Below are 23706 nucleotides of genomic sequence, written 5' to 3' on the forward strand. Positions count from 1 at the left end.
GTTTGGAGGTAAGCTAACTTTAATGTTTGAATTATTTGCAGGGCCAAAAAAAGCACTTAAAAATATATTATTTGTCTCAATTCCTAAAAAATCTCATCTTTCAATGCTAAAATTAATTCTTTATAAATGCGTAAAGGCTCAATCTTTAAGAATTTTGGATCTTGATTCTGTAGAGCTACTACGGTTGTATCTGTCAAAAGATGATTATTCATTATTTCTGCTTTTTCAATATCATTCATATTATAAAATTTTCTTGTTAATAAAATAAGGTTCTTCCATATAATATTTAGAGTTAATAAATATTTCTAATTTGAAAATTTTTTTAGTATTTAGTTCGTAAATACATTTCAAAAACATGCCATATTAAAAACAATACAATTCCAAAATAAAATAGATATCCCTGCCAAGCAATATATCTTTTCATTCTTTTACTATTTATCTCCATTGCTTCTTTAAATCCTTCAACTCCAGCTCTAATAAATTCAGGATTATTTCCTAGATCTGGATGTTTTCCCTTGATTATATCGAAATAACTATTATTGGCATATAATGTGCTAATAACATATTTTAAAAATTTGAGTCCAAAAAAAATACTTGCGCTCCAACAAGCAACAGCAAAAAATAATGGAAGTAAGCTTATGTTTAAATTATGGTTTTCAGTTTTATATACTGAAAAACCAACTGCAGATACAGAAATTGCAATCAAATAATAAACATACTTTTCTTGTTTTTCTCTAAATTCTTGCTGAATATTAAATTGAATCTCACTCATTTATTTTTCCTTTTTTAATTTATCTTTTTAATTTATCTTTTTAATTTATCTTTTTAATTTATCTTTTTAATTTATCTTTTTAATTTATCTTTTTAATTTATCTTTTTTGGATACTTGCTCATACATTCTTTGATTATCTTTAAATCTGAAAAATTTAAATCAAACCATTCTCCCCTAATCCTTTTATCTTTGAACTTATCATGAAGCTCACGTTCCACAATAACCGGCGCAATCCAAGTTGTAATTAAATCCCAAGTTGGAGATACACCATGTAAAGTTTTTTCTCTGATTTTAGGATGATAGCTTTGGCCAATTTTAATTAAATTATTTGCAGAGTCAATTATCAAGTATACCTTTTTTACTTTTGATCCATCAACTTGTACTGATTTTTCATCTTCATCAAAAAACCATCGATATAGACTTTTTTTATCAATCAAACTGAAATTTATAATTCCTTTTGTTCTCGGAAAGACTAATACACCATTTTTGCCTTCAAAAATTGACATTTCATTGCCAATTGTGAAATAGCCCATTTTTTCAAATAATCCCCGTAGTTGCGATTGAATCGTATTAAATATGTCAATTATATCAGAATGAGGAAATTTGTCATTAACAGCTTTACAAAATTCTATTGTATATTCATTTCTAGTTTGAGAATCTAATTTCATTGACAATTCTAAAGATAAACCACTCAGCACATGTTTGTTGTCAATATAAAAAATCATGTATTCAATGAACTCTTTATCCGTATAAACATGAACTCCGTAACAATGTTCATTTATAAGAGATATAACATTATTAATGGGACCGTTATCTTGTTCATTCAAAGCGTAGATAGCTTTGCGATCTAGTTCGTGGCAATAATTGCTAAAATATTTCTCTATCGAATTCATTTACTTTATGATCTTTTTGAAATTAATTATTACGTTTTCTTAATGGGCAGAATTACAGAAATTAAATTTTAATTCTGAAAGTCAGAACAAAATGAAGTTATAATTAAATTAGGTAACTTTAATATAAAATATGATCTTACATCAAAAATAGAATCAATGCATAATCTCAAAATTATAAAATCAGTTCTGTTATATTTTACTGATTTCCATAATCATATTTCAATAATGGGAAATTAGTCCTTTACTAAATAAATTAGTCAAGTATAATTACCTGTTTTTATATTTTAAAAGGAACTTGTTTATGTCATCCAACTATTTATAAATAAAAAAACTATTGCGTCAAATCATTATTAAGGACTGTAGTAATTGCAAATGTTTTTATATCATTTAATTTAATTCCCTTGCGAAGTTGAACCAAACTGTTGTCTAATTTAACAGCTTTCGATTTGGATAAAAATTTGATTTTCTGAATAGATAAATTAACTTTCAAATCAGTCACCCCAAGTTCAATTCCTTCTCGCAAAGAATCAACATTACCATTGCCATCGTAAATACCATGAACTTTTATAAAAACTTCATTAGCTTTTTTATACCGCATAGATCTTTCGTATAGAGTTCTAATGTAGTGCTCTGAAACTTTATGATTAAAATTAATTGTATCGGTTGAATTTAAAAATTGTAAAATATTCAGTTGATTTATACTATGTTGGCAATCTATCTTGACAACAATTTCTTTTTTACACCCTACTTTATAAACTATTGAATCATAAAGAATTAGCAAATATTGATCGTTTATTGGCAAAAACATCTGTAACCCTTTAACTCCATAACCACGTTGGCTAACAAAATTCCATTTTCTTTTTTCTAAAAATTGATTGTAAAGAACTAATGGATTATCCGAAATAATAAATGGAATATTAGTTGTATTTTTAAGTAATTTGTATTTTAAAACTGTTAGGTCAGGAACAATTTTCACAGCGCTTATTAGAGATTTTATTTTACCGTCCTCATTTTGCAGATTTTTTAAGACTGGTATCAAATCAGTTGGTATATTACCTTCTGTAATACCGGATTTCGTGTTATTAATTAACTCTTCAAAATCCTGTAGGCATTTGAATCTGATTGGATTTCGTAAATCAAGGATCAATAAAAAATGTAACATTTCTAGTTGAGAAATAGTTTCATAAGCTGGCAATTTTTCAGTTTTCCACATAGCTCTAAAAATTGGAGCAGATTTACTTTCCAATTCAGACAACCAGGTTTCCAATTTTCCAGATTTACCGTAAAAATATTCGCTATATAATTGTGTTTTTATTGGTGCTGATAATCTAAATATCTTATTATTTACATTAAACATCCCAATAGTTTTTTCGTTACCGTTATAAGAAAAATATCTTTGAAGAAATTGAGGAACAAAATGCTGATTTTTTTTAGTATTCAAATCCTTACCCATAACCGTAAATAGCTTTTAAACAACTCCAGAAGTTGAAATTATTTTTATAAACATCGCTGAATTAGTTCTTAAAGCGGCAAGAATTTAGGTTCATCTGGATGAGTTTTTTGTCTGTCAGGGTCAACAAGTGCAAATTGAAATGAAACGGCAACGTTCTTAGCAATTACATTATTGAAAACCTCCTCTTTTGTTTCGTAAACAGTTTTACTTTTTGAAAGCAAAACTTTAGACGCAATTTCTCCGTCATTACCTGCTAATCTAATAACCTTGATTTCAGATGAATTTATATGTCGAAGTACTCCTGCGTTCAAATACTCGACATGATAATGCCAGTTCAGCGAAACATTCACTTCAAAATTTGCATTATAGCGATAACCTTCTTTAAAACGAAGTTCATATAAAACGTTTTCATCTTTAACATCGAAGTTTGATAAATTTGTATCGATACTTTTTTTCATCAAACGTAATCTCGAAACTAAGTTTATTGCAATATTTTGCTGAAATGAAATTCTGCTAGCCCCTTTCAAAATAATGTACTCATTAATATCAATTGCCATTAAATTCTCCTGAGGAGAAATATGAGATGTTTTAATTCTCATGTTTCCTAGAAATCCTACTCCAACAACATATGGGATTTTTTTTATTGGTTTTCCAAGCTCTAAAGGCTCTAGCAGTTCAATTCCTAAAAGTTTTGCTCTAGTAATTGCCGGTTCTGTATAACCGCGATTTGAAAAAACAATCACTTTATTGGCTCTGATTTCTCCTGAAAGATATTTCCCAACAAGTCCATCAATCGTCTCACTTCCAACAGGTTCATTCCAGTTCTTTGCCTCACCACAAATTAATATATCAGAAACGCCTATTCTTCCTCTGATTTTGGTATCAATCTGACGTCTATTACCACTTTCGCCACCTGAGTCTTTTACATCATGTTCAACCACAAAATGATTGGGCAGGTCCTGTTTACAAAATTCACAAAGTAATTCTTCAAATTCTTTCGGTGTTAAATCCATAAATTAATTCTTAAAATTACGAAGTTATAAAATTTTGAATGTAAATGGATTTTTTATTATTCACTTCCTTTAGCCTTTTAATATTCTGAAAACAAATCATTTAAACAACAATCCAATAAAATTCAACAACAAGCATTACTTAAAAAATACCTGTTAACGCCTTGTTATTTTTTGTTTAAGACCTATTTTTTTCCACCAATTTATATTCAAGTTCATTATGACAGTATAAATAATTTTATCCCGTTCTTGTCTTCTCTTTTCTCGGTCATTTTCATTCTCAATTGAAATATGCACGATTTCGAAATCAATTTCCTGACGCATTTGAATTGCTTTTCGAATTCTTGGATAATCGTGAAGAAGTCGGATTGTTTCATTTTGATCTTTTAATGCATCCAAACGATTACTTTTTATAAATACTTTGTTCTTATCATAAAAAGGTAAATAATCAATCATTCCATCAATCCATTCAATACTAACTGTTAAAGGCAAATAACTATTTTCAAAATAAAAAAGTTCTTCACTAACAAATTCTATATATTCAGCAGATTTATCACTTTGTAAACCACTCGGTTTTGTAATTTCTTTAAAATTAGAAACACACTTTTCCATAGTTGTGAAATGGATTTGTTTCTTTGAAAAAATGTACGTCGCCCACAATCCTAATAAAGAAATTGCAGTTACACAATAAGAAATAATTTCTGCTAAATCTTTAAAGTTATTTACTCCTGATTCCATTTTATTAAGTTTATTTTTTTTACCTTACTGAGATCGTGATAAAATTCTTTCTGCTTTCAAGCTAAGTATATTAAAGGCTCAGTGAATATTATTTACATTCCTCCACATAGAGTAACTCTAGTCATTATGTGAATTCCGTGGAATGTCTAAATAGAAAATTTTGAGGCATTTCTGCTTGTTGTGTCAAATCATAATGTTCAAAATGATTAGTCATTAAATGTTCGGCACTTTGATAATACGAGTCAGCTGTAATCCCAAAGCCTAAATCAGGATGCAACTCTATACCGGTGAGCATATATTTCATATTTTTTTATTTTCTACTTTAGATTAAAATTTACTTCTTGGAATAATTTAACTCTTTTCGGCTAATCTAAAATATGCTTAAAACAGTAATTCTATTAATTTGCAAATGACTACATATGCGTGTCAGCACCAATTTTTCTTATAATCCTTCAATTCTTCAATTATTTCCATTGGAACGTGAAGTACATCAAAAGAAACTTCATTTCCAGTTTGTTTATAATTTTGATAAACTTTTATTTCATTTGTCCCAGTCTTTTTAGTACCCACAAAAAAATCTATGTTTTCTATAGCTTCTTCGATTTCAGTTTTTTGAAGTGAATATATATTCTTTTGGATTGTATTTATTGAATAAGTTAGCTCTTTTATTAAAGGAATTAAATCAATGCTATAGTCTATTTTTTCAAGGTCTTTCATTACAATAGCTCCAAATAATTCTTGTTCTTTTCTCAACATTTCTGTATCTACTAAAAGTTTACACGAATGTTCGCTTATTTCAGGGTCTATATCGTTAAAATCTATATCGAAATGAACAACCTCAAGAGGAAATCCTAAATGAGCATAATAATTTCTTAATTTACTTAAAAATCTATAAGCGAATGAAGTGTCAAAACAATCACGTGTTAAGTTAATATGACTTTTGACTTCATCTGAATTTTTACCAAATTTCCTTTTAAGATAAGCTTCAGCATTATCTAAAAAGAATTTAAACCCAATCAGTACATTTAAAACCAACTTATTAGATTGAAGAATATAGTGGATGTTTGTTCCAATAGTGAAATGCATTTTGTTCGCTGGAACTTTTTCCCATTTTTTTATAAAATCGAAATGTTCTTTTAAATTTAATTGCAAATACTTGAAAACCACATATTGGGTATATACTGTTTTAATTAAACTACAATCAGAATTAAAATAATTATACTGTGTTTGGTTGATTTCTCTAAATGGGATTAAGTCATTGTTTTCAAATGTGGCTAGTCTTATCATTTTGCTTGGATAAATTGATGCTAAAGTCCGTGCCTTTTCGAAGTTGCGAACTGCTTAACGCTATATTTTATTAAAATAAAATTTCTTAGAAAAGATAAATATGATTTTTACAAATACTACACACTCTCGAAAACCGGTTCTATGAACAGTTATTCTATTTCTGAAATGTCTTTTTTCCATTTTCTCTGAAAGTATTCATATGATACATCCCTTATTTCTACCACTTCTGCTTCGTCATATGTATAACTCATAAGCTCAGGGTTAAATACTACCAAATTCTCTCCGTTTCCCACAGAACTTGGAAAGAGAATTCCATCAAAATTCAGCTTTCTAATACAATCCGCAATTAGTTGTGTTATGTTATATGCGTGTCTTTCTAGGGGTGGAATAACTTTTTGCATTAGTTCGGTGAAAGTATTTAATTTACCAAATTTATCAAGGCTTTCATCGCTTTGAAAAAAATTCAAAAACTGACTTTCAGTAAGATCGAAAATCAATAATTCCTTATTTACTATAAACTTTCCAATTGAAACTACATCACCTGGATGCGGTCTTATCTCGGATATTGCAGTGTATTTATCCGTAGCGGAGTATAGATAAGAAACTCCTGCTCTGTTTAATCGTCCAATACCAGCTATTAGTGGAGGAGGTGCTCCAATTTGAGAATTAGAATATGGGACAAATATCAAGTCTCCTTCAAATCCACCTTCAAACAAGCTTCTTTTTTTATTCTCAACCCCTATTCTAGCCCTGTAGAATTCGGATTTTTTTTTAACTTTTATTTTGGAACAGTCAGAATATTCTGAAAGCATTTGTGTGATTTGGTCTTCGAATTTAAAGTAATTCTCACTCTTTAACTTATATTCTATTTCTTTAATTGAGTAATCTAAGTCAGATTTTATAGACTGAAGAAGCGGGTTTTGTTGACCATCATCATAGCCTGCAAAAATTGAAACACCTTTGTCATAGTCTTCATAAACTTCTAAGCATTCTATTCTGTTGATTAATTCATCGTAAACATCTTCGTCTTTAAAATTTCCCTTGTTTAAAAATATATTGTCACTTTTATAAAATAATGAGCCATAACCATTGCCGCCCCAATGCTCATTGTAATCCCATTCGGAATAGTGGTACCGTATTAAAGCTTTGATTATTTGTATAAACTCATTACTGTCAACGTCAATAATGAATTCATTATTTTCACAACAACTACACAACCCTTTTTTGTTAATCCTTTTAATTAGTTTCTTCAAACGGATGTCTTTTGCACATTCAATGCACAGTAATAATTCATCTTCGTCTATCATATTGTCGCTTGTTTTCTATAATTGTGTATAATGTACATACTCTTAAAGTGGTTTGTAGACTTTGAAGCAGAGTATTTTCGGCTAAACGAAAATATAAAATACAAAGGTAATTCCACTAAATCCGTAAACTGCTTGAAATGTTTGTTACCAGTATTATTTTAATTCTGGAAATAAGATTTCAACTATTTCTAAAAAATCTTTGTCTTGAATAGGCTTATTTTCGTGATATTCCTTTAATTTCTTTTTTAAATTTCCTTTTCGATAGTCCAATTCTTGTATTTTAGATGTTCTATCATAAACATTCATTGCTTTCAATATTATGTCGCCATTTTCCCTATAATGTTGGATTGCATTATTTAAAATACCTAGTAAATTTGGAAAATTGAAATGTATTGGTTTGTCAAATTTTAATGATAAAATAACAAATAGTTCTCTTGATTTCTGATAGGCTTTTTCAAATTTTTCAGAATTATTTAATTTTACCGCAAATCTTAATAGTGACCATTTTTCAAAATCACTTTGACTATTAATTTTTTTGTATAATTCATTTATGAAAATTATGTCTTCTTCTTTGATTTTATAGTCACGCTTAAATAATTCGTTTATGGAGTAAATTAAAAAGTTGTTTTTTTCATAAAAGTAATTTTCAGCTAATCTTATAAAAACAGTTTTCTTTGTTTCATCTAAATAATTAACTTCTAAATTAATATTTTTAGATTTTAATAGAAAGTATGAAAATTTATTCTTGCTTTTATCTTTTAAAGTTTCATTCAAAATGAGTTTAGAATTAACTCCAACAATTCTTGATAAGTCTAGTTTTTCATTTAAATATTTGGCTTCTTCTATATTTACTTTATCAACTATTCCCATATTTTGAAAATAGTCAGCAGAACAATCTAAATAATAATTTTCTATTTCAATCAAAAAATTTTCAATACTCTGTCTTTTCCATTGATCCATAATTTTTTTATTTTTCAGCTTATCGTTTTTAATTTAGTTATTTTGGTTATGATTACTGCCAACGGTTCGGAGCCTTGTATTCAGGTGGGAAATCGAAGCACAAAAGCCGATATTATTACTACAGTTCAATTGAAAAACTGCTGTTGAATTTTGCAGTTCAGCCCGCCTTACTCAAAATCCTTGTTACAGGCAATATAATTTCTATTTTTCATCTCCTTTCATTCATTAATCCGTAAAATCATGTCAGCAATTGTCTTTGTCTCATTATATGAAAATATTGGTTTAAAATATTTTACATAGCTAAGAAGCTCGTTGACAGTCAAAATCTTCACATACTGAAACTCCTCTTTTGGTTTGGTGTTAGTCAAAACAATCAGATTTTTGATTGGTATTTTTTTTTCACCCCAATGATGCCTGTCTAAACTTAAATGATAATTACTCATCTCATTATTTAGTAGATAAAATAATGCAAAGCTTGTCCTTTTAATTTGTTCTACAGGCGAGCGTAAGCTCAAATTCCCCAATGATTTTTCACTCCAATTCTTTGTCTCAATAAGAAATATTCCAGATGGTCCTACAAGTATATGGTCAATTTGAACGGACTTTATGTAATCATTTTCATTTCTATTATAGATTGCAGGTGAAAATGAAACTGCAAAGTCGTTAATCAAAAAATAATCGTCAGATAGAGTTTCTAATGTCTTAACTACTTTTTGTTCTCCCAACGCACCATAAATGAAACTGTTGAGTTCATCTATTGTCCCTTTTTTTCTTTCAAGTTCTGATAAAGAATATTGAGCACTTAGCCTTACTGCTTCATTAAAATCTGAAGTTATAAATTGATAGCGATTGCTTTTGACTTGATAATCTTCAACTAGTTTGTTTACTGACATTTTTACTACAATTTCAAAATTATTTTCTTTCCTTTTAATTTTTCTTTTATAGTTCCAATGTTCTAAACCAATGGCTAGTTTATGAAAAAAGTTTGTTGAAGTATTGTTTGTTGAAACATTTAGTTGTTGTTTCAGCTTATCAATTTCATTTGTCAATATTTCAACTGATACCTGTCTTTGTGTTTCGATTGCTGTATCTAAATTCGGCAAATCTATGTTGAGGATATTTTTTTCTTCCTCAATCAGATTTTCGTGATGAGAAATTACTTGCTGTCGCAAAATTGTAAATGTCTTTTGAAAATCAATGACCTCTTTTAATGACTTAAAGTCATGGATATTGTTTTCCTCTAAATGTAACTTTAAAGTCGTCAGTGAACCGATCTTATTATAAGTCCTGCACATCTATCTGCCGGTTATTAATTGTTGATTGTTTGAGGAATTTAAGCATCTTATTTTCTGATTAACGAAGATATGATATAAAAAGGTAATCTCACTACTACCCAAATTTTGCCGAAAACCTGTTAGCGAAAGTGTTATTTGAGCAACTGAAACATTAAATTTTCGGGAAGGGTTTCTAGATTTTTAATAAATTCTAAGTCTTTATTAGTTTTAATTTCTTCAACAAAAATTAAACATTTGTCTATTATTGGTTGCAAAAGAGTCAATATTTCCGGGTTTTCTAATTCACTTTCCTCTATTATTTTCATTACATCGCTAGAAAAAGAACAACTTAATGACATAAGCGTTGAATACGAATTTGCAAACCCATCTAAAAAGTCTTTTTTATTATTTAAAGATTCCGTTCGTATTTTATATTTGTTCAACAGAACTTTTGCATTATGCAAAAATAAATTTAAACATGCTTTTTCAAAAACTTTCTCATTCTCTTGTTTTGTATCAGGATCAATGAATTTTTTAAAACGATTGACTATTCCATTATCTGAAAATTCAAGAGCATAAGTAAAAGAGTTGCAATTAATATCATGCATGAATTTATTTCTAAAATTCATTAATAATTCTAAGTTATTATGCTCTTCATGTGTTAGAATATCAATGTCATAAAGTAAATCAATTTTATTTTTAAATGATATACCGCTTTTATTTCCAAAGTTTTTAGTTCTTATTTTATCGGTAATTGATAAGTTAGCAAGTAAAAGATTATTAACACTATCTTCAATATGCAATGCATAGCTTAAAACTTTTGTTCGAACTTCTAAGTTTTTATTATCATCGATTTCCATTAATAATATATTTTACATTTGTTATTTGTTGATTCTACCGAAACATTATCGTTTACATTCTGTAGCTTGTTAAGGTTGTGAGCTTAGTAAGTAAGCAAGTACTTTCTACTCAAATAAATTTCTTGCGAATCATAGACATGAATTCACAACAAAATTTAAATATTGCCTAGCTGTTAGTGGAAGATTTTATTACTCTGGCCCAACTTGGCTATATTTTTCGAATGCCAATTTATAAAGTTGCTCACTTTCATCCTTAAAACGATTCTTATTTTCTTTCAATTCTCCAAATTTTTGATACAAGTGTCTGTAGATAATTTGGTGTGCCGTGTTGGTAAGTTTTACTACATCAAATTCATCCATCTCAAAGTCATCTGTTATTGCTTTGTCTAGGAGAATTAGTAATTCATCTTTTCCAATTTGATCAAGTTCAATCCAATTTTGGTCAATTGCTCTGTAGTAAGCTTTTCCGTTATCAATTTTTAAGTATATCATAAGTTTGTGTTCTTTCATTATAGGTTATTAGACCAGCCTCTAGACAATTTAACATAATTTCGTAACTCGGAATTTCTTCAGCATCGACTTTTTTTAAAACTTTTTCGCCAGGTTTTCCAGAAAAAATTTTGTAAACCGGTTTTGAGTTTACAATTTCTTTTTTTGTAAAAAGAATATAATCAGGTTGTATCGATACTCCTACAGTATTATTATGTGTTACAATAAGTACTGGAACTGTTTTTGAAATTTGTCTAATCTGTTCATTTACCTCACTTTTTAGGAATAAGTTGTCGAAAGATGATTCAGGTTCATCTATTAATAATAAATCATAATGATGTGCATTTTGGATTTTATCAAGTAAATTAAATTCGGATCTTTCACCACCAGAAACCTCTGCTCCATATTCATTCAAGATGCTATATTTTACATCCACGAAATATTTGTAATATTCGGTTTCTGGTAATCGTTCAATTTTCTTTAGTTCTTCCAGATATTCAAGTGAAAAATCATAATGGGTAAATGCGTTACTGAATTGCGTTCGAATTCCGCTCTTGTTCAGCAATTCTTGTGCTCCACCAAATTTCTTAGTTTGAGCAACAATTCGAAATCTACGTACATCTGTTTTCTCAATGATTTTTTCCTTTTTAATTTCACGAACGATAATATCGAATTTTCTGCACTTTTCTTTTTCAACTAAATACTCATAAAAATCGATGTCGCTCACATGTGCGGATGAAGTAGAAGACTGCAATTCTTTTTGAACGTTTGTTACGATTGAATTTACCCAAAGTTTTTTAAGATTTCTTTCTTGTTCTTCATTGAATTTATAAATCAAATCTAAAAGTAACATGCGAAGCGCATTTTTTTCAAGATGTCTCTCGATGATTTCTATATAGACTGTATTGTTATATAATATTTCCGCGGCTGAAATTAAAGTTTTAAGAGTTTCATTTTCAACTTCAAGAAATTTACTTTCGTTAAACAACACACATTTTGAATATACATCTCGTTTCTCTTCTTCTTTCGCGACTTTAAGTAACGAAGTTAAATAAGTTTCTACTTTTTTTTCATTTTCAGTAGTGTCAATTTTATTTACGTCTTCGAGAACGTCTCTAAATTCCCGCAAAAACTGCTCAGATACGCTGCTTTGTTTAGCAGTTAAAAGTTCATCAAATTTTTCTTATCTTTTTCTTCATCTGTTTCTAAAAGTTCGAATTGTTTAATGTGCTTTACATTTTCATATATTTTATCAATTGTTTTTAGCGTAAAAGATTTACCCGAAGATCGATCGCCTAAAATAACATTTAAGCCGGTAGATAATTGTTGACCGTTTTCAAAAATTTGGAAAAAATGATGTCCTTCATTTGGGTGTAAGAAAACCTTATCCTTACTTAATAGAGATGTTTTAACTGCTCTCAAAGATGTATCATCTGCATCAATAAAAGTTTGTCTTGGTGAAAAATTAGTCATGTCTTGTTTGAATCTTAGGTCGCTGAATAGAACTGGTACAAGACTCTCAACCTCTTTAAGATAAAACTTGAACTTTTTTGCACTTGTAACCTCACCAGCACTTATAAATTGTTTCAGTTGATCAATTACATCTTGGGAAATTATTGGTGATTTGTCGTAGTGAGGAATTAAAAGATATTTACTTAAATCTCCAAAAATCTCTTTTAATTGTTGAATCAGGATATATTCTGACTTTGACGTTATTAGACTTTCAACTCTATTACATTTAGAATTAAAATCTTCAAGTTCGTCGTTTTCAGAAATAAGCAATAAGTGACCTTTTTCTAAATTAATTTCAATACCTGGAAAAACTTTAATTTTTAAACGATTAGATATATCTTGATACTGCGATAAATCGAATAGATTATGATTTGTAATAGCAATACAGTCGATGCTTAATTTACTCACATATTCTTCAAGCTTATCAAGACTGAAGTCAAATAAAGCGTCGCTGTGAATAGATGGCTTTGTATGAAGATGTAAATCGATTTTTTTCATAATTTGATTGTTGGTCGTCAAAAAATTTCTGCTAACTCATTTATTCATGCTACAGAATGTCTTACTACCGTAAATTATCTGATGGCTTTATGGCATTTATAAGTTTTAATACCAAACTTACAGATCCACTTTCATTTTCTTTTACGGTTTTCCATAATTGTCCCTGAAAATGGCAAATTAGTTTTTTAATAAATAGAGAGACACCGTATAAATACGTGTTTTTGTAATTTCAACTAAATAAAAAAAGATGCCTAAGCATCTTTTGAAATTTTATAAGTATTTAATCTAGATCAAAATCCAGTAATTCTCTTGGATGTTTCCCTAATCCTTTTGCCAGGTCTAATAGAGTTGTAAATGAAAGGTTCCTTTTTCCATTTTCTATATCACTAATAGTAGCCTTAATAAGCTTATCACTATTCAATGCTACATTATCTTGACTTAAATTTAATTCAGTCCTCAACTTCTTAATATGTACACCAAATTTTTTTAGTTTTTCTTCCTTATGTTTCTCCATTTTTCAAGCTTTTAAACAAAAGGCGTAATAATTCTTTGGAAAAATGTTATAAGAACTTATAACAAACTAATTTTTTTTGTTATATTTGGACATTATTTGAATTAACATTCAATATTATTTGCTTTAAGCATATAATTAAATAATTTTGCGATTCTTCATAAAAATAAATTGAAGCATTCGCTTAGAATCTCGTTTTCAAAAACTGGCGTTTTATAAACCACGAGAGGATAAGTAAGATGCTCACGTCTTATGGCGTGGGCTCACTTATTTGTGGTAGGGCGCCGCCAGTGCCTTGAAAACGATAAGCTGAGTTCCACGCCTTTTTATTAGGTCTAGTACTCACTTAGATTCTTAGCAATACTTTTTTAATAATAGGTTCGCATAATAACAAAAGTTTAATTTATAACTGATTTTATTTATGTAAACAAAATCCATCTTATGATCATTAAGCCGTCTACTTAATACATAAAAAATGGTCCTCTACCACAGCGACAAAACTAGTATAGAGGACCGTAGCCAATCAAACCATCGTTCAACTAACCAATCCAATATTATGAATAATTTTTCATTTTACAAGGATGGGAAAGATCTTTATTGCCTAATTTTTATGGGTATGCTCTTGTCTTTTTCATCCGTTTATGCTAAAAAAACTTTTAGCCATAACCTCCCTATTTCCCAACAGCATCAAATTCAAGGAACTATAACCGATGGCACGAATCCTTTACCTGGTGTAACCATTGCTATAAAAAACAAACAAAATAACATTGTAATTTCAGATTACAGCGGTCAATATTCTCTTTTTGCCTCTCCAGATGACACGCTTGTTGTTTCTTTTATAGGATTTAAAACAAGTCTTATAGCGATACAGGGACGTAAAAAGCTGGATATACAATTATTTTATGATACCACTACACTGCAGGAAGTCCGGGTCAATGCGGGATATTATTCTGTTAAGGAAAAAGAGCGCACTGGTAGTATAGCGAAAATAACGTCAAAAGATATTGAAAAACAGCCCGTGGGAAACATCCTCGCTGCCATGCAGGGACGTATGGCGGGCGTAGAAATCATTCAGGACAGCGGTACTCCCGGAGGTGCTTTTCAGATTAAAATACGTGGGCAGAACAGCCTGAGAGCAGATGCCAATCAGCCACTGTATATTATAGACGGAGTTCCCTATTCCTCTGAAACCATTGGCTCTACATTAACCTCAGGAGGTTTGCCTACAATGACCAGTCCGCTGAATTCCATAAACCCGTCTGATATTGAAAGTATTGAAATCTTAAAGGATGGTGATGCAACCTCTATCTATGGTTCACGTGGTGCCAACGGCGTGGTACTCATTACGACAAAAAAAGGAGTTTCAGGCAAAACAAAATTTTCGGTAAACGCATCGACAAGTATGGGGCAGGTTACCAAAATGCTTGACCTGATGCATACCAATCAGTACCTTGATATGCGCCGTGAGGCATTTGCAAATGACGGTATTACCACTTACCCCAGAAATGCATATGATCTCAACGGCACATGGGACCAGAACCGCTATACGGACTGGCAGAAGGAATTCATTGGAGGAACTGCCCAGATTACAAGCCTGCAGACATCCGTTACAGGAGGATCTGCGAAAACTCAATATCTATTGAGTGGCAGTACCAGAAATGAAACCACGGTTTTTCCCGGAGCTTTCAAATACAATAGAGGCAGTATTCATTTCAGTTTCAATCATGTCTCAGAAGATGATAAATTCCGCCTAAACTTCTCGGCAGGATACAGCGCGCAGAAGAACTTTCAGCCCGGAACAGACCTGACTCGTATATCAAGGCTTCTTGCTCCTAATGCACCGGCATTGTATGACAGCAACGGGAATCTCAATTGGCAGAACAATTCCTGGGAGAATCCTCTGGCAGCCTATGAAGCTAAATTCAATGCTAAGATTAATGATCTTACAGCCAATGCAGTACTTTCATATAACATTCTGCAGAACCTACAGATTAAATCCAGTTTCGGTTATACCGATCTGCGCAATAATGAAAATATGATTCAGCCCTCCACGATGTACAATCCGTCACTGGGTCTTGGCAGTGAGTCTTCAGGTATCAGCACTAATCTTACCCTAAGAAGTTCATGGATTGTGGAACCTCAGATTAACTGGAGTTTCAATCTCGGACAAGGCAGAATGGAAACCCTTTTCGGCGGTACTTTTCAGAGTCAGACCAGCAACAGGCTTTTCCAGTCCGGATATGGTTTTTCCAGTAACAGCCTTATTGGCGATATTGCCTCGGCAACGCTCAAAGTAATTGACTATAGTGATGAAAGTATTTATAAATATCAGGCTTTCTTTACCCGGTTCAATTACAATTATGATGACCGCTACATTCTTAATATAACCGGAAGACGTGATGGATCAAGCCGTTTTGGACCCGGTAAGCAGTTTGCCAATTTTGGCGCTGTTGGTTTTGCTTGGCTGTTTTCAAAAGAAAAATTCTTAGAAGAGAATTCCCTTTTAAGTTTTGGAAAACTGCGTACCAGCTATGGCATTACAGGTAATGATCAGATTGGGGATTACCAGTTTCTTGACACCTATGTTTCCTCTGGAAACACGTATCAGGGAACAGTTGGTATGCAGCCTAGTCGTTTATTTAATGGGGATTTTGGATGGGAAACAAACAAAAAGTTTGAAACGGCACTTGAGTTAGGTTTCTTTAAGGACAGGCTCTTCTTTACTGCTGCCTATTATCAAAACCGCTCATCCAACCAGCTTGTTGGTATGCCCCTTCCCGGAACTACAGGGTTCAGCTCCATGACCGCAAATCTTGATGCGGTAGTGCAGAATAAAGGATTCGAATTTACACTCAGAACCGTAAACTTTCAGAATAAAAACTTTGAATGGAATACTAGTTTTAATATTTCAGCCAACAGAAGTAAATTACTTTCTTACCCCGGACTGGAAACTTCTGCCTATTCAAACCGATATGTGGTCGGTAAGTCAATAAACATTACCAAAGTTTATCATTCTACGGGAATTAACCCGCAAACTGGTGTTTATACCTATGAAGATGTCAATTCAGACGGATTGATTTCAGCCGTCGCTGACAGGCAGACCATTATAGATTTAAATCCCGAATATTATGGAGGACTGCAGAACCAGATAACATTTAAAAAAATCCAATTGGATTTTCTACTGCAGTTTGTCAAACAGGATTCCTTTTCATATACTCCAGGACTTCCCGGCACAGCAATCAATCAGCTCTCATCATTAACCAATTTTTGGCAGCAGGCAGGTGATATTGCAGATTATCAAAAACTCACCAGCGGAAGAAACGGTGCACTTTCAGCGGCTTACTCCCGCTATAGGACAAGCGACGGTGCAATTGAAGATGCCTCTTACATCCGTCTTAAAAATATCTCGCTGAGCTACGATCTTCCTCTTGATCTGACAAAAGGGATACAATGCCGTATCTACATGCAGGGACAGAACCTGTTGACTTTTACAAAGTATAAAGGCGGTGATCCTGAATTTAAGTTTGCCGGATATCTGCCTCCCCTTAAGGTTTATACCGCAGGAATACAATTAACTTTTTAATTCTGATATCATGAAAAAATTACTCGTATTACTAATCTTACATATAAATATTCTGTTACTTACAGGCTGTGACAATTTTGTGGATGTTGCCTTGCCCTCTTCACAGCTCACGGGATCAAAAGTGTATGAAGACCCTGTTACTGCCACGGCCGCCATGGTAGATATTTACTCCAAGCTTCGTGATACAGGCATTCTAACTGGTCTCTCTACAGGTGCTTCTGTTAATTTTGGGATGTATGCAGATGAACTGGTTTATTTTGGTTCTGGTGTGGAACCTGGTTTAGCTTTTACCAATAACATATTGCCGGCCAGCAGTATTACAGCAGATTATTGGAATCAAAGCTACCATCAGGTTTACTGCGCAAATGCTGTTATTGAAGGTATCCAGAAATCATCTTCTCTGTCCATTAGTAATAAAAACCAGTTAATCGGAGAAGCCTTATTTGTCAGGGCGCTGGTACATTTTTATCTGGTCAATATTTACGGCGGTATTCCTTATATCACAACAACAGACTACGAGCAAAACAGACTTGAAAAGAGAATTCCCACTGACGAAGTGTATTCACATATCATTGGCGATCTCAACCTAGCCGCTTCCCTACTATCAGATCAATATGTTTCTCAGGAGAGGGTGCGGCCAAACAGATCGGCTGTTTATGCGCTTCTGGCAAGAACCTATCTGTATAATCAGCAATGGGCAGAAGCTGCTGATGCGGCTTCCGCTGTGCTTAATAATCAGGCTTACACCCTAGAGAATGATTTAGATCAGACATTCCTAAAGGAAAGCAGGTCTACCATATTCCAGTTCATGCCTAAACTAGATGGCAATAATACTGATGAAGGTACCTCGTTTATTTTTATTTCTGGATCTTCTTCTTTTGTTGCCCTTAGTGCTGAATTAATCAACTCTTTTCAAACAGGAGATCAACGCAGATCTCATTGGATTCGTGCTGTTACAGAAGGTGCTGATACATGGTATCATTCTTTTAAATACAAACAAAATTCTAACACCGGCTCCAGCGAGGAATATTCAATTGTTTTTAGGATTGCCGAACAGTATCTAATCCGTGCTGAGGCAAGAGCAAGACAAGGCGACTTAATAGGCGCCAAAGAAGATCTTAACAAAGTCCGGAATACAGCAGGGCTGGCTAACACGCCGGCCATTACAGCTAATGAAATTATTACAGCTGTACTCAGCGAAAGACGTTTTGAATTTTTTACCGAATACGGTCATCGTTTCTTTGATCTCAAACGTACCGGACAGCTCGATGCTGTTTTGTCAATTACCAAACCGGGATGGGAAACTACGGACCAGTTATGGCCACTTCCAGAAACGGAATTAATTGCAAACCCACTCCTTGGTTCTCAGAATCCGGGGTATTAATACCATCGAAAAATGGAAACGCATTTACGATTTGTTTACGGAATTCTATCTGTACTCATATTTGAATTAGTAACCTGTCCCGCTATGGGACAGGGACTAATCAAAAAACACCTGAGCCCTTCAGATTATAAACTCTGGAGTACACTAACTGCAGATAAGATTTCCGATAGTGGAACCTGGATAAGCTATTATCTGAAATATGAATCTCATTTAGATACACTGTTTATTAAAAATGTTGTTTCAAATAAAGAGTATGCATTCCCTAAAGGTTCCAATACTAAATTCGGAGCTGAAAAGATATTCGGATATATTGATATCCGTAAAAATTTGAACATACAAGATTTGCATACCGGCCAGTTATTTTCAATACCAAATGTACTCAGTTACGAGTTTGCAGCAGACAACCGCTTTATTGTATCTCTGGAAAAAAAAGATACTGAGGCTTCAAGTCTCTGCATTCGAACAGCAGAAGGAAAGCTGATCCACAGCATTGAAAATGTGACAGAATATAAAATAAATAATTTAAGAAATAAATTGCTTTATGTAACATCTACAGGTCAGGCATCAAATATAGGACAGGTCAATTTCAACACAAAAATATCTTTTGTCACAATCCTTTCTGGTTTGCCTCCAAAACTTCAAAGTCTAACATGGTCGCAAGATGAAAAGTCTTTTGCATTTTATGGTTTAGATGATCAATGGCAGTTATTTTATTATCAATTCAATACAAATAATATAAACAACATAAAAATATTACCAAAGAGCGATTTTTCAATGCACGAAATTGCTCCTGATAATGGTATGCGCCTTAAAATATCCAGCGACAACGACGCCGTTTTTTTCTCATATAAAAACAGTCAAATACCGTCAATGGAACAACCTGTAGTTGAGATCTGGAATGCTGATGACAAGCTGCTGTACCCGCAGAACAATGCGGCAGAAAACACAAATCAGTCCTATCTTGCCATGTGGAATCCCAATACCGGAAAAACAATACCGGTAAGCAACAAACAATATGGCTGGACAACTCTTACAGGTGATCAAAAATATGCCATCATTGCCGATCCACTTGAGTATGAGCCCCAATATAAAGACTTTGCCGACACCGATTATTATCTCATGAATCTTAGTACAGGTAAAAAAGAAGTATTAATTGAAAATGTGTCCATGCATCCTTCATTTATTGGCACATCCCCAGATGGAACATACATCAATTATTATAAAAACAAAAGCTGGTGGATTTATGATATTAAAGTTAAAACACACACCAATATTACATCTGATCTGGCCACTGAATTTGACAACTCAACCGTAGATCCGGATCCTGAACTATATGGATTTAAAGGATGGGCTCCAGATGGCAAAAGTGTATTGATTTACGATCAGTTTGATATCTGGCAGATTACTGTAGACGGCAGAAAAAGAGTAAGACTAACTACTGGGAAAGAGCAGAATATCCGCTTTAGATTCGCCGATGAGAGTAAACCTCATAAAGCTGCCTTTAATTATTCCGGAACGCAGAACGGTACTTATGACCTCAATAAAAAAAATGTTCTTTCAGCAGAAAACAGATTAAATGGGGATGCCGGCTACTACATTCTGGATCGAAAGAAACTAAGTCCTCTGGCTTTAAAAAAAGGAAAAATAAACAGTATATTAAAAGCTTCAAATAAGGATACATATTTATTTATATATCAAAGCTTTGAGAATGCTCCGAGTATCCTAATAAAGGCTTTCAATAGGTCTTCAGTACGAACCGTTGTGCAGTCCAATAAACAACAGCAGAATTTCTATTGGGGCTCCTCAGAAATGATTCATTATGCTGCTCCTGATAATACTCTCTTAAATGGTGCTTTATATTATCCTGCTAATTATAATACTTCGTTAAAGTACCCTATGATTGTTTACATCTACAGCAGACCATCGTTTAAAATTCATGATTATGTTAATCCTACCGATCATAACGGGATTGGTTTTAATATTACAACCTTTACAGCGGCAGGCTATTTTGTACTGCTAGCAGATATTGCGTATGAAAAAGGAAATCCGGGAATCTCAGCTGTAAATTGTGTTACAAGTGCGGTCAAAAATGTTACTACAAAAGGCTTAATTGATCCTGACAAAATTGGGCTCTTAGGTCATTCCTTTGGAGCGTACGAATCCAATTTCATTATCACGCAAAGCAGCCTCTTTGCAGCTGCAGTAAGCGGGGCTGGAGTTTCAGATATTATTCGTACTTACTTTTCAATCAGCGGAGAGAATCAAAAACCTGAAATATGGAGATATGAAAATCAGCAGTACCGTATGAGAGCCTCTCTATATGAGGATCAAAGTGCTTATCTTAAAAACTCTCCTATACTCCATGCAAAGCAAATAAACACGCCTTTGCTGACATGGACGGGAAAGAATGATGAGAATGTAAAAGCCGAACAATCAACGGCATTTTATCTTAGCCTTCGAAGACTTAAAAAAAAGCATATCATGCTTCAGTATCCCAATCAAGGACATATATTATCATCTGCTGCTGCGCAGGAAGATTTAAGCAGAAAAACTATAGAATGGTTCGATTATTACTTAAAAAAAAGCAGTTCTCCAAAGTGGATTATTAAATCCAATTAAGGTTATTTGTTCTCTAAATGCTTTAAAAAAAATATGCGGTTTCTATCGGGAAACCGCATACATCTTATGCCTAACTAAGGCTCAGTTTTATAAAGTTGAATGCGGCATTGCCCAGCGGTGTTTTTACGAAAAACTTGATGTTCTTGACTATTCTCATCTTCGTAACTACATAAAGTTCCAGTGTTGACCGGCGTGCAATTTACCTGCACATCATCACAATTAGTCGGGGATCCTGAAATCTGAATCCACTCTGTTGTTAATGCTTTTTTTGCATCACTTTCCTTAGCTGCCTTGGTGCTTACAGCACCTGCGCTGGCCAGTATAAATACAGCCGCAGGCAGAATCATTTTAACAATTGTGTTCATAGTAATAATTATTAAAGTTATGATCTACTCTATTATACAGGTTTTCAATCTTCACCCCTGCTATCGGCCGATAGATTATGAGTTTTTATTTTAAGGTCTTTATCCAGCCTATAACGCTGCAGATACTTTCCGGCAATCACATACAAACTGTTTCCCCACACTGTCATGTCTTTCATTTTAGACCCGCCGGAATTATAAATATAGATACTCGATATATAGGATCTGGAAGATAGATTGTAAGCATCCACTATTACGGCGGTATCCCACATTTCCTTTGGCTCATACTGTCCTATCACTGATGAGTTTACAAATAAAACAGTATTACGCAGTGTGCTTAATTTGTTAACTGCATTTGCCGGGGAAGCTAGTGTCCGCTGTCCTTTATCTTTAATAAAAACGGGTTTTATAGCAGCTCTGCTCATTGTGTCTATTGTATTGTCGCGATACATCAGATTTAGTTTATCATCGGTTACGATATACTGATTGCGGTAATAATACACATATACAAAAGCCCTGCTCTCCACACTGTAATTCATCATGCCGTCTGTATCGAAAACACCATCAATCTGCTTCTGCAGTAGCCTGGGATAAAGAGTGCTTTTGAGATTATTTTCAAAAGAAAAAAGACCCAGTGTGTTTTCTCCTGACTTTTCCGCCTGGGTTCGAAAAGAAATTTTTAACGAATCAACTGCAACAGCCTTTGAAAAATAATAACCACTTTCACTCATCAAAACTTTTGCCTTCCAATCGGATATTTTTCCACGGTAGATTACAGGCACTGTACCGTCTATAACAAAAAAATAGGGTGGTATGATTTTTACTTGCACAGAACGAAATGGAAAGTCTGTTTTGTCTAATTGAATTTTATAATGATGTTTTACTTTTAGTGCCGTATCATATTTAAAAATGTGAAGCGGAGCTTTCTGATCTGCAATGTAAACTCCGCTTGAATCCGCACCTGCAAAATATAATGTGTTGTTATGTAGTTTTGTTTCTGATATTTTTCTGCTGGATCCTGGGGTAAACCTACGGATAAAAGGGTTCTCCTTTTGCATAATATGTTCAGAGCGAAAATATAATACAGATATAACAATAGCTGCTGCCACCATTATTACACAAAGCTTAGCGCCACTTTTTTTGTAATTCACCGAATTGAAAATTATGGCTGAGAAAGCCAGAACAATAAAAAAGATATTAAAAATTAAATGTTGCTTCCATCCCATGTTTTCCAAAACTCCACCACACGAACAAGGAATATTGGAACTAAAATTTAGTATGATTACAATATAAACCGTAAACATTGCCATTAACCCAAAACCTGAATAAAGAGCGAAAAGCCGCGTCTTGCTAAATGCTAATAATACAGCCAAAATAAGCTCCGAGGTTATTACAGCATAAGAGAGAATTCCAGTGTATGCTCCCAAAATTGGTGACTGCCCCAACTGCGCCTGAAAATTTTCAAATTCCAATAATTTACTGGCAGCTGCATAAACAAATAAGGACATATACAGTACACTGGCCATTTCTATAACACTATTTTTAAAATTGTTCAAAAATTTCATAAGACCCAGATTAACAGATTAAAAATCGGCAGAAAAACAAGAGTGAACCAGTAAAATTATACGCAAATTTAAGCTGGGATTCTATATAAATTAATATCAAAAACAAGCCGAAATTTGTCAAAAACAAGCCGTTTTTAAAAGATGTTTTTGCAAATAAAAAGTGCTCCATAAATACATTTGTATCTACAGAGCACCTTAACCCTTTTTATCTTCTCTAATTTAAGATTTACAAGCTTCGCTCAGGGTAATTAATTTTTGATTGAGCTCTACAAGTCCTGCTTTCTGCAGGCATTCTTCGGAGATATTTTTAAGTTCTAAAAGTCCCTCCTCACCCATACTGCCCAGAAGGACCGATGAGTCTTTTTCATTGGCCAGTCCGTCAGAGATAACATGACTTAAAAACAGTACATTTTTTCGTGAAATTTTCAAATCAATCTTCACTACTTCACCCATGCCAGGGATACTCAAAACAGTATCTAAAACCTTGGCAACTTCATTTTTTGTAATCATAATTCACGTGTTTTAAATTGATAATAACTTCTGGTAAAAATAAAAAGTTCAGTACAATTTACCCCATTCAAAATATAGCGGGGATTGGTCAGCTGTCATCCCTTTTATAATTTAGTGCA

22 protein-coding genes are annotated in these 23706 nt (G+C 32.8%); 3 read left to right on the plus strand and 19 right to left on the minus strand.

Going from position 1 to position 23706, the window contains the following annotated elements; translation table 11 throughout:
- Positions 1 to 83: 83 nt before the first annotated feature.
- From JOD96_RS04380 to JOD96_RS04455, 16 genes are all read right to left on the minus strand, one after another.
- Entirely contained in the window at positions 84 to 239 is a 156-nt protein-coding gene (locus JOD96_RS04380; RefSeq protein ID WP_209563054.1) for a hypothetical protein, read from the minus strand.
- An 83-nt stretch (positions 240 to 322) separates the two neighbouring features.
- Positions 323 to 772 (minus strand): hypothetical protein, encoded by a 450-nt coding sequence (locus JOD96_RS04385; RefSeq protein ID WP_209563055.1) that lies wholly within the window; start codon positions 770 to 772, stop codon positions 323 to 325.
- Between the two features lie 92 nt (positions 773 to 864).
- Positions 865 to 1665: a GIY-YIG nuclease family protein gene (locus JOD96_RS04390; RefSeq protein WP_209563056.1), complete on the minus strand. Its 801-nt coding sequence runs from the start codon at positions 1663 to 1665 to the stop codon at positions 865 to 867.
- Positions 1666 to 1996: 331 nt separating this feature from the next.
- Positions 1997 to 3118 (minus strand): DUF4238 domain-containing protein, encoded by a 1122-nt coding sequence (locus tag JOD96_RS04395; protein WP_209563057.1) that lies wholly within the window; start codon positions 3116 to 3118, stop codon positions 1997 to 1999.
- Positions 3119 to 3186: 68 nt separating this feature from the next.
- Positions 3187 to 4131: a restriction endonuclease gene (locus JOD96_RS04400; protein ID WP_209563058.1), complete on the minus strand. Its 945-nt coding sequence runs from the start codon at positions 4129 to 4131 to the stop codon at positions 3187 to 3189.
- 153 nt (positions 4132 to 4284) lie between these two features.
- Positions 4285 to 4866 carry a hypothetical protein gene (locus tag JOD96_RS04405; RefSeq protein WP_209563059.1) on the minus strand — a complete coding sequence of 194 codons (582 nt, stop codon included), beginning with the start codon at positions 4864 to 4866 and terminating at the stop codon, positions 4285 to 4287.
- 124 nt (positions 4867 to 4990) lie between these two features.
- Positions 4991 to 5161 carry a hypothetical protein gene (locus tag JOD96_RS04410; protein WP_209563060.1) on the minus strand — a complete coding sequence of 57 codons (171 nt, stop codon included), beginning with the start codon at positions 5159 to 5161 and terminating at the stop codon, positions 4991 to 4993.
- 131 nt (positions 5162 to 5292) lie between these two features.
- A complete protein-coding gene (locus JOD96_RS04415; RefSeq protein WP_209563061.1) occupies positions 5293 to 6153 on the minus strand; it encodes a hypothetical protein in 861 nt (286 codons plus the stop codon).
- Between the two features lie 149 nt (positions 6154 to 6302).
- A complete protein-coding gene (locus tag JOD96_RS04420; RefSeq protein ID WP_209563062.1) occupies positions 6303 to 7460 on the minus strand; it encodes an RES family NAD+ phosphorylase in 1158 nt (385 codons plus the stop codon).
- Positions 7461 to 7613: 153 nt separating this feature from the next.
- On the minus strand, positions 7614 to 8420 hold the full coding sequence (locus JOD96_RS04425) for a hypothetical protein (RefSeq protein ID WP_209563063.1): 807 nt from the start codon (positions 8418 to 8420) through the stop codon (positions 7614 to 7616).
- Between the two features lie 218 nt (positions 8421 to 8638).
- Positions 8639 to 9592, minus strand: coding sequence for a nuclease-related domain-containing protein (locus tag JOD96_RS04430; RefSeq protein WP_209563064.1), 954 nt, complete (start codon positions 9590 to 9592; stop codon positions 8639 to 8641).
- A gap of 254 nt (positions 9593 to 9846) precedes the next feature.
- Positions 9847 to 10554, minus strand: coding sequence for a hypothetical protein (locus JOD96_RS04435; protein WP_209563065.1), 708 nt, complete (start codon positions 10552 to 10554; stop codon positions 9847 to 9849).
- Between the two features lie 189 nt (positions 10555 to 10743).
- On the minus strand, positions 10744 to 11064 hold the full coding sequence (locus JOD96_RS04440) for a hypothetical protein (RefSeq protein ID WP_209563066.1): 321 nt from the start codon (positions 11062 to 11064) through the stop codon (positions 10744 to 10746).
- On the minus strand, positions 11027 to 12172 hold the full coding sequence (locus JOD96_RS04445; protein ID WP_209563067.1) for a hypothetical protein: 1146 nt from the start codon (positions 12170 to 12172) through the stop codon (positions 11027 to 11029). Before JOD96_RS04445 ends, JOD96_RS04440 begins: the two co-directional genes overlap by 38 nt.
- A 32-nt stretch (positions 12173 to 12204) precedes the next feature.
- Complete coding sequence (locus tag JOD96_RS04450; protein ID WP_209563068.1) at positions 12205 to 13053, minus strand: PHP domain-containing protein; 849 nt, start codon at positions 13051 to 13053, stop codon at positions 12205 to 12207.
- Between the two features lie 280 nt (positions 13054 to 13333).
- Positions 13334 to 13567: a helix-turn-helix transcriptional regulator gene (locus JOD96_RS04455; RefSeq protein WP_209563069.1), complete on the minus strand. Its 234-nt coding sequence runs from the start codon at positions 13565 to 13567 to the stop codon at positions 13334 to 13336.
- 553 nt (positions 13568 to 14120) lie between these two features.
- On the opposite strand from JOD96_RS04455, the gene JOD96_RS04460 reads away from it, so the two are divergent.
- The 3 genes from JOD96_RS04460 (at position 14121) to JOD96_RS04470 (ending at position 21150) form a co-directional block, all read left to right on the plus strand.
- Positions 14121 to 17147: a SusC/RagA family TonB-linked outer membrane protein gene (locus JOD96_RS04460; RefSeq protein WP_209563070.1), complete on the plus strand. Its 3027-nt coding sequence runs from the start codon at positions 14121 to 14123 to the stop codon at positions 17145 to 17147.
- Between the two features lie 121 nt (positions 17148 to 17268).
- Positions 17269 to 18531 carry a RagB/SusD family nutrient uptake outer membrane protein gene (locus tag JOD96_RS04465; RefSeq protein ID WP_317195270.1) on the plus strand — a complete coding sequence of 421 codons (1263 nt, stop codon included), beginning with the start codon at positions 17269 to 17271 and terminating at the stop codon, positions 18529 to 18531.
- 12 nt (positions 18532 to 18543) lie between these two features.
- On the plus strand, positions 18544 to 21150 hold the full coding sequence (locus JOD96_RS04470) for a S9 family peptidase (RefSeq protein WP_209563071.1): 2607 nt from the start codon (positions 18544 to 18546) through the stop codon (positions 21148 to 21150).
- Between the two features lie 74 nt (positions 21151 to 21224).
- Here JOD96_RS04470 and JOD96_RS04475 read toward each other — a convergent pair whose 3' ends face one another.
- The 3 genes from JOD96_RS04475 to JOD96_RS04485 all read right to left on the minus strand — a co-directional run bounded on the left by JOD96_RS04475 (position 21225) and on the right by JOD96_RS04485 (position 23587).
- The gene (locus JOD96_RS04475) at positions 21225 to 21515 is read right to left on the minus strand and encodes a DUF6520 family protein (RefSeq protein WP_209563072.1); all 291 of its coding nucleotides are present in this window, start codon (positions 21513 to 21515) and stop codon (positions 21225 to 21227) included.
- A 44-nt stretch (positions 21516 to 21559) separates the two neighbouring features.
- A complete protein-coding gene (locus JOD96_RS04480; RefSeq protein ID WP_209563073.1) occupies positions 21560 to 23077 on the minus strand; it encodes a DoxX family protein in 1518 nt (505 codons plus the stop codon).
- Between the two features lie 219 nt (positions 23078 to 23296).
- Positions 23297 to 23587: a hypothetical protein gene (locus JOD96_RS04485; RefSeq protein ID WP_209563074.1), complete on the minus strand. Its 291-nt coding sequence runs from the start codon at positions 23585 to 23587 to the stop codon at positions 23297 to 23299.
- Between the last annotated feature and the right edge of the window lie 119 nt (positions 23588 to 23706).

The sequence above is a fragment of the Flavobacterium sp. 1355 genome (genome assembly GCF_017833415.1).
Classification (GTDB): Bacteria; Bacteroidota; Bacteroidia; order Flavobacteriales; family Flavobacteriaceae; genus Flavobacterium.

Excerpts from the sequence above, each read along its gene's own strand:
- JOD96_RS04380 (WP_209563054.1), bottom strand. The coding sequence starts at position 239 with ATGAATGATATTGAAAAAGCAGAAATAATGAATAATCATCTTTTGACA.
- JOD96_RS04385 (WP_209563055.1), bottom strand. The coding sequence starts at position 772 with ATGAGTGAGATTCAATTTAATATTCAGCAAGAATTTAGAGAAAAACAA.
- JOD96_RS04390 (WP_209563056.1), bottom strand. The coding sequence starts at position 1,665 with ATGAATTCGATAGAGAAATATTTTAGCAATTATTGCCACGAACTAGAT.
- JOD96_RS04395 (WP_209563057.1), bottom strand. The coding sequence starts at position 3,118 with ATGGGTAAGGATTTGAATACTAAAAAAAATCAGCATTTTGTTCCTCAA.
- JOD96_RS04400 (WP_209563058.1), bottom strand. The coding sequence starts at position 4,131 with ATGGATTTAACACCGAAAGAATTTGAAGAATTACTTTGTGAATTTTGT.
- JOD96_RS04405 (WP_209563059.1), bottom strand. The coding sequence starts at position 4,866 with ATGGAATCAGGAGTAAATAACTTTAAAGATTTAGCAGAAATTATTTCT.
- JOD96_RS04410 (WP_209563060.1), bottom strand. The coding sequence starts at position 5,161 with ATGCTCACCGGTATAGAGTTGCATCCTGATTTAGGCTTTGGGATTACA.
- JOD96_RS04415 (WP_209563061.1), bottom strand. The coding sequence starts at position 6,153 with ATGATAAGACTAGCCACATTTGAAAACAATGACTTAATCCCATTTAGA.
- JOD96_RS04420 (WP_209563062.1), bottom strand. The coding sequence starts at position 7,460 with ATGATAGACGAAGATGAATTATTACTGTGCATTGAATGTGCAAAAGAC.
- JOD96_RS04425 (WP_209563063.1), bottom strand. The coding sequence starts at position 8,420 with ATGGATCAATGGAAAAGACAGAGTATTGAAAATTTTTTGATTGAAATA.
- JOD96_RS04435 (WP_209563065.1), bottom strand. The coding sequence starts at position 10,554 with ATGGAAATCGATGATAATAAAAACTTAGAAGTTCGAACAAAAGTTTTA.
- JOD96_RS04440 (WP_209563066.1), bottom strand. The coding sequence starts at position 11,064 with ATGAAAGAACACAAACTTATGATATACTTAAAAATTGATAACGGAAAA.
- JOD96_RS04450 (WP_209563068.1), bottom strand. The coding sequence starts at position 13,053 with ATGAAAAAAATCGATTTACATCTTCATACAAAGCCATCTATTCACAGC.
- JOD96_RS04455 (WP_209563069.1), bottom strand. The coding sequence starts at position 13,567 with ATGGAGAAACATAAGGAAGAAAAACTAAAAAAATTTGGTGTACATATT.
- JOD96_RS04460 (WP_209563070.1), top strand. The coding sequence starts at position 14,121 with ATGAATAATTTTTCATTTTACAAGGATGGGAAAGATCTTTATTGCCTA.
- JOD96_RS04470 (WP_209563071.1), top strand. The coding sequence starts at position 18,544 with ATGGAAACGCATTTACGATTTGTTTACGGAATTCTATCTGTACTCATA.
- JOD96_RS04475 (WP_209563072.1), bottom strand. The coding sequence starts at position 21,515 with ATGAACACAATTGTTAAAATGATTCTGCCTGCGGCTGTATTTATACTG.
- JOD96_RS04480 (WP_209563073.1), bottom strand. The coding sequence starts at position 23,077 with ATGAAATTTTTGAACAATTTTAAAAATAGTGTTATAGAAATGGCCAGT.
- JOD96_RS04485 (WP_209563074.1), bottom strand. The coding sequence starts at position 23,587 with ATGATTACAAAAAATGAAGTTGCCAAGGTTTTAGATACTGTTTTGAGT.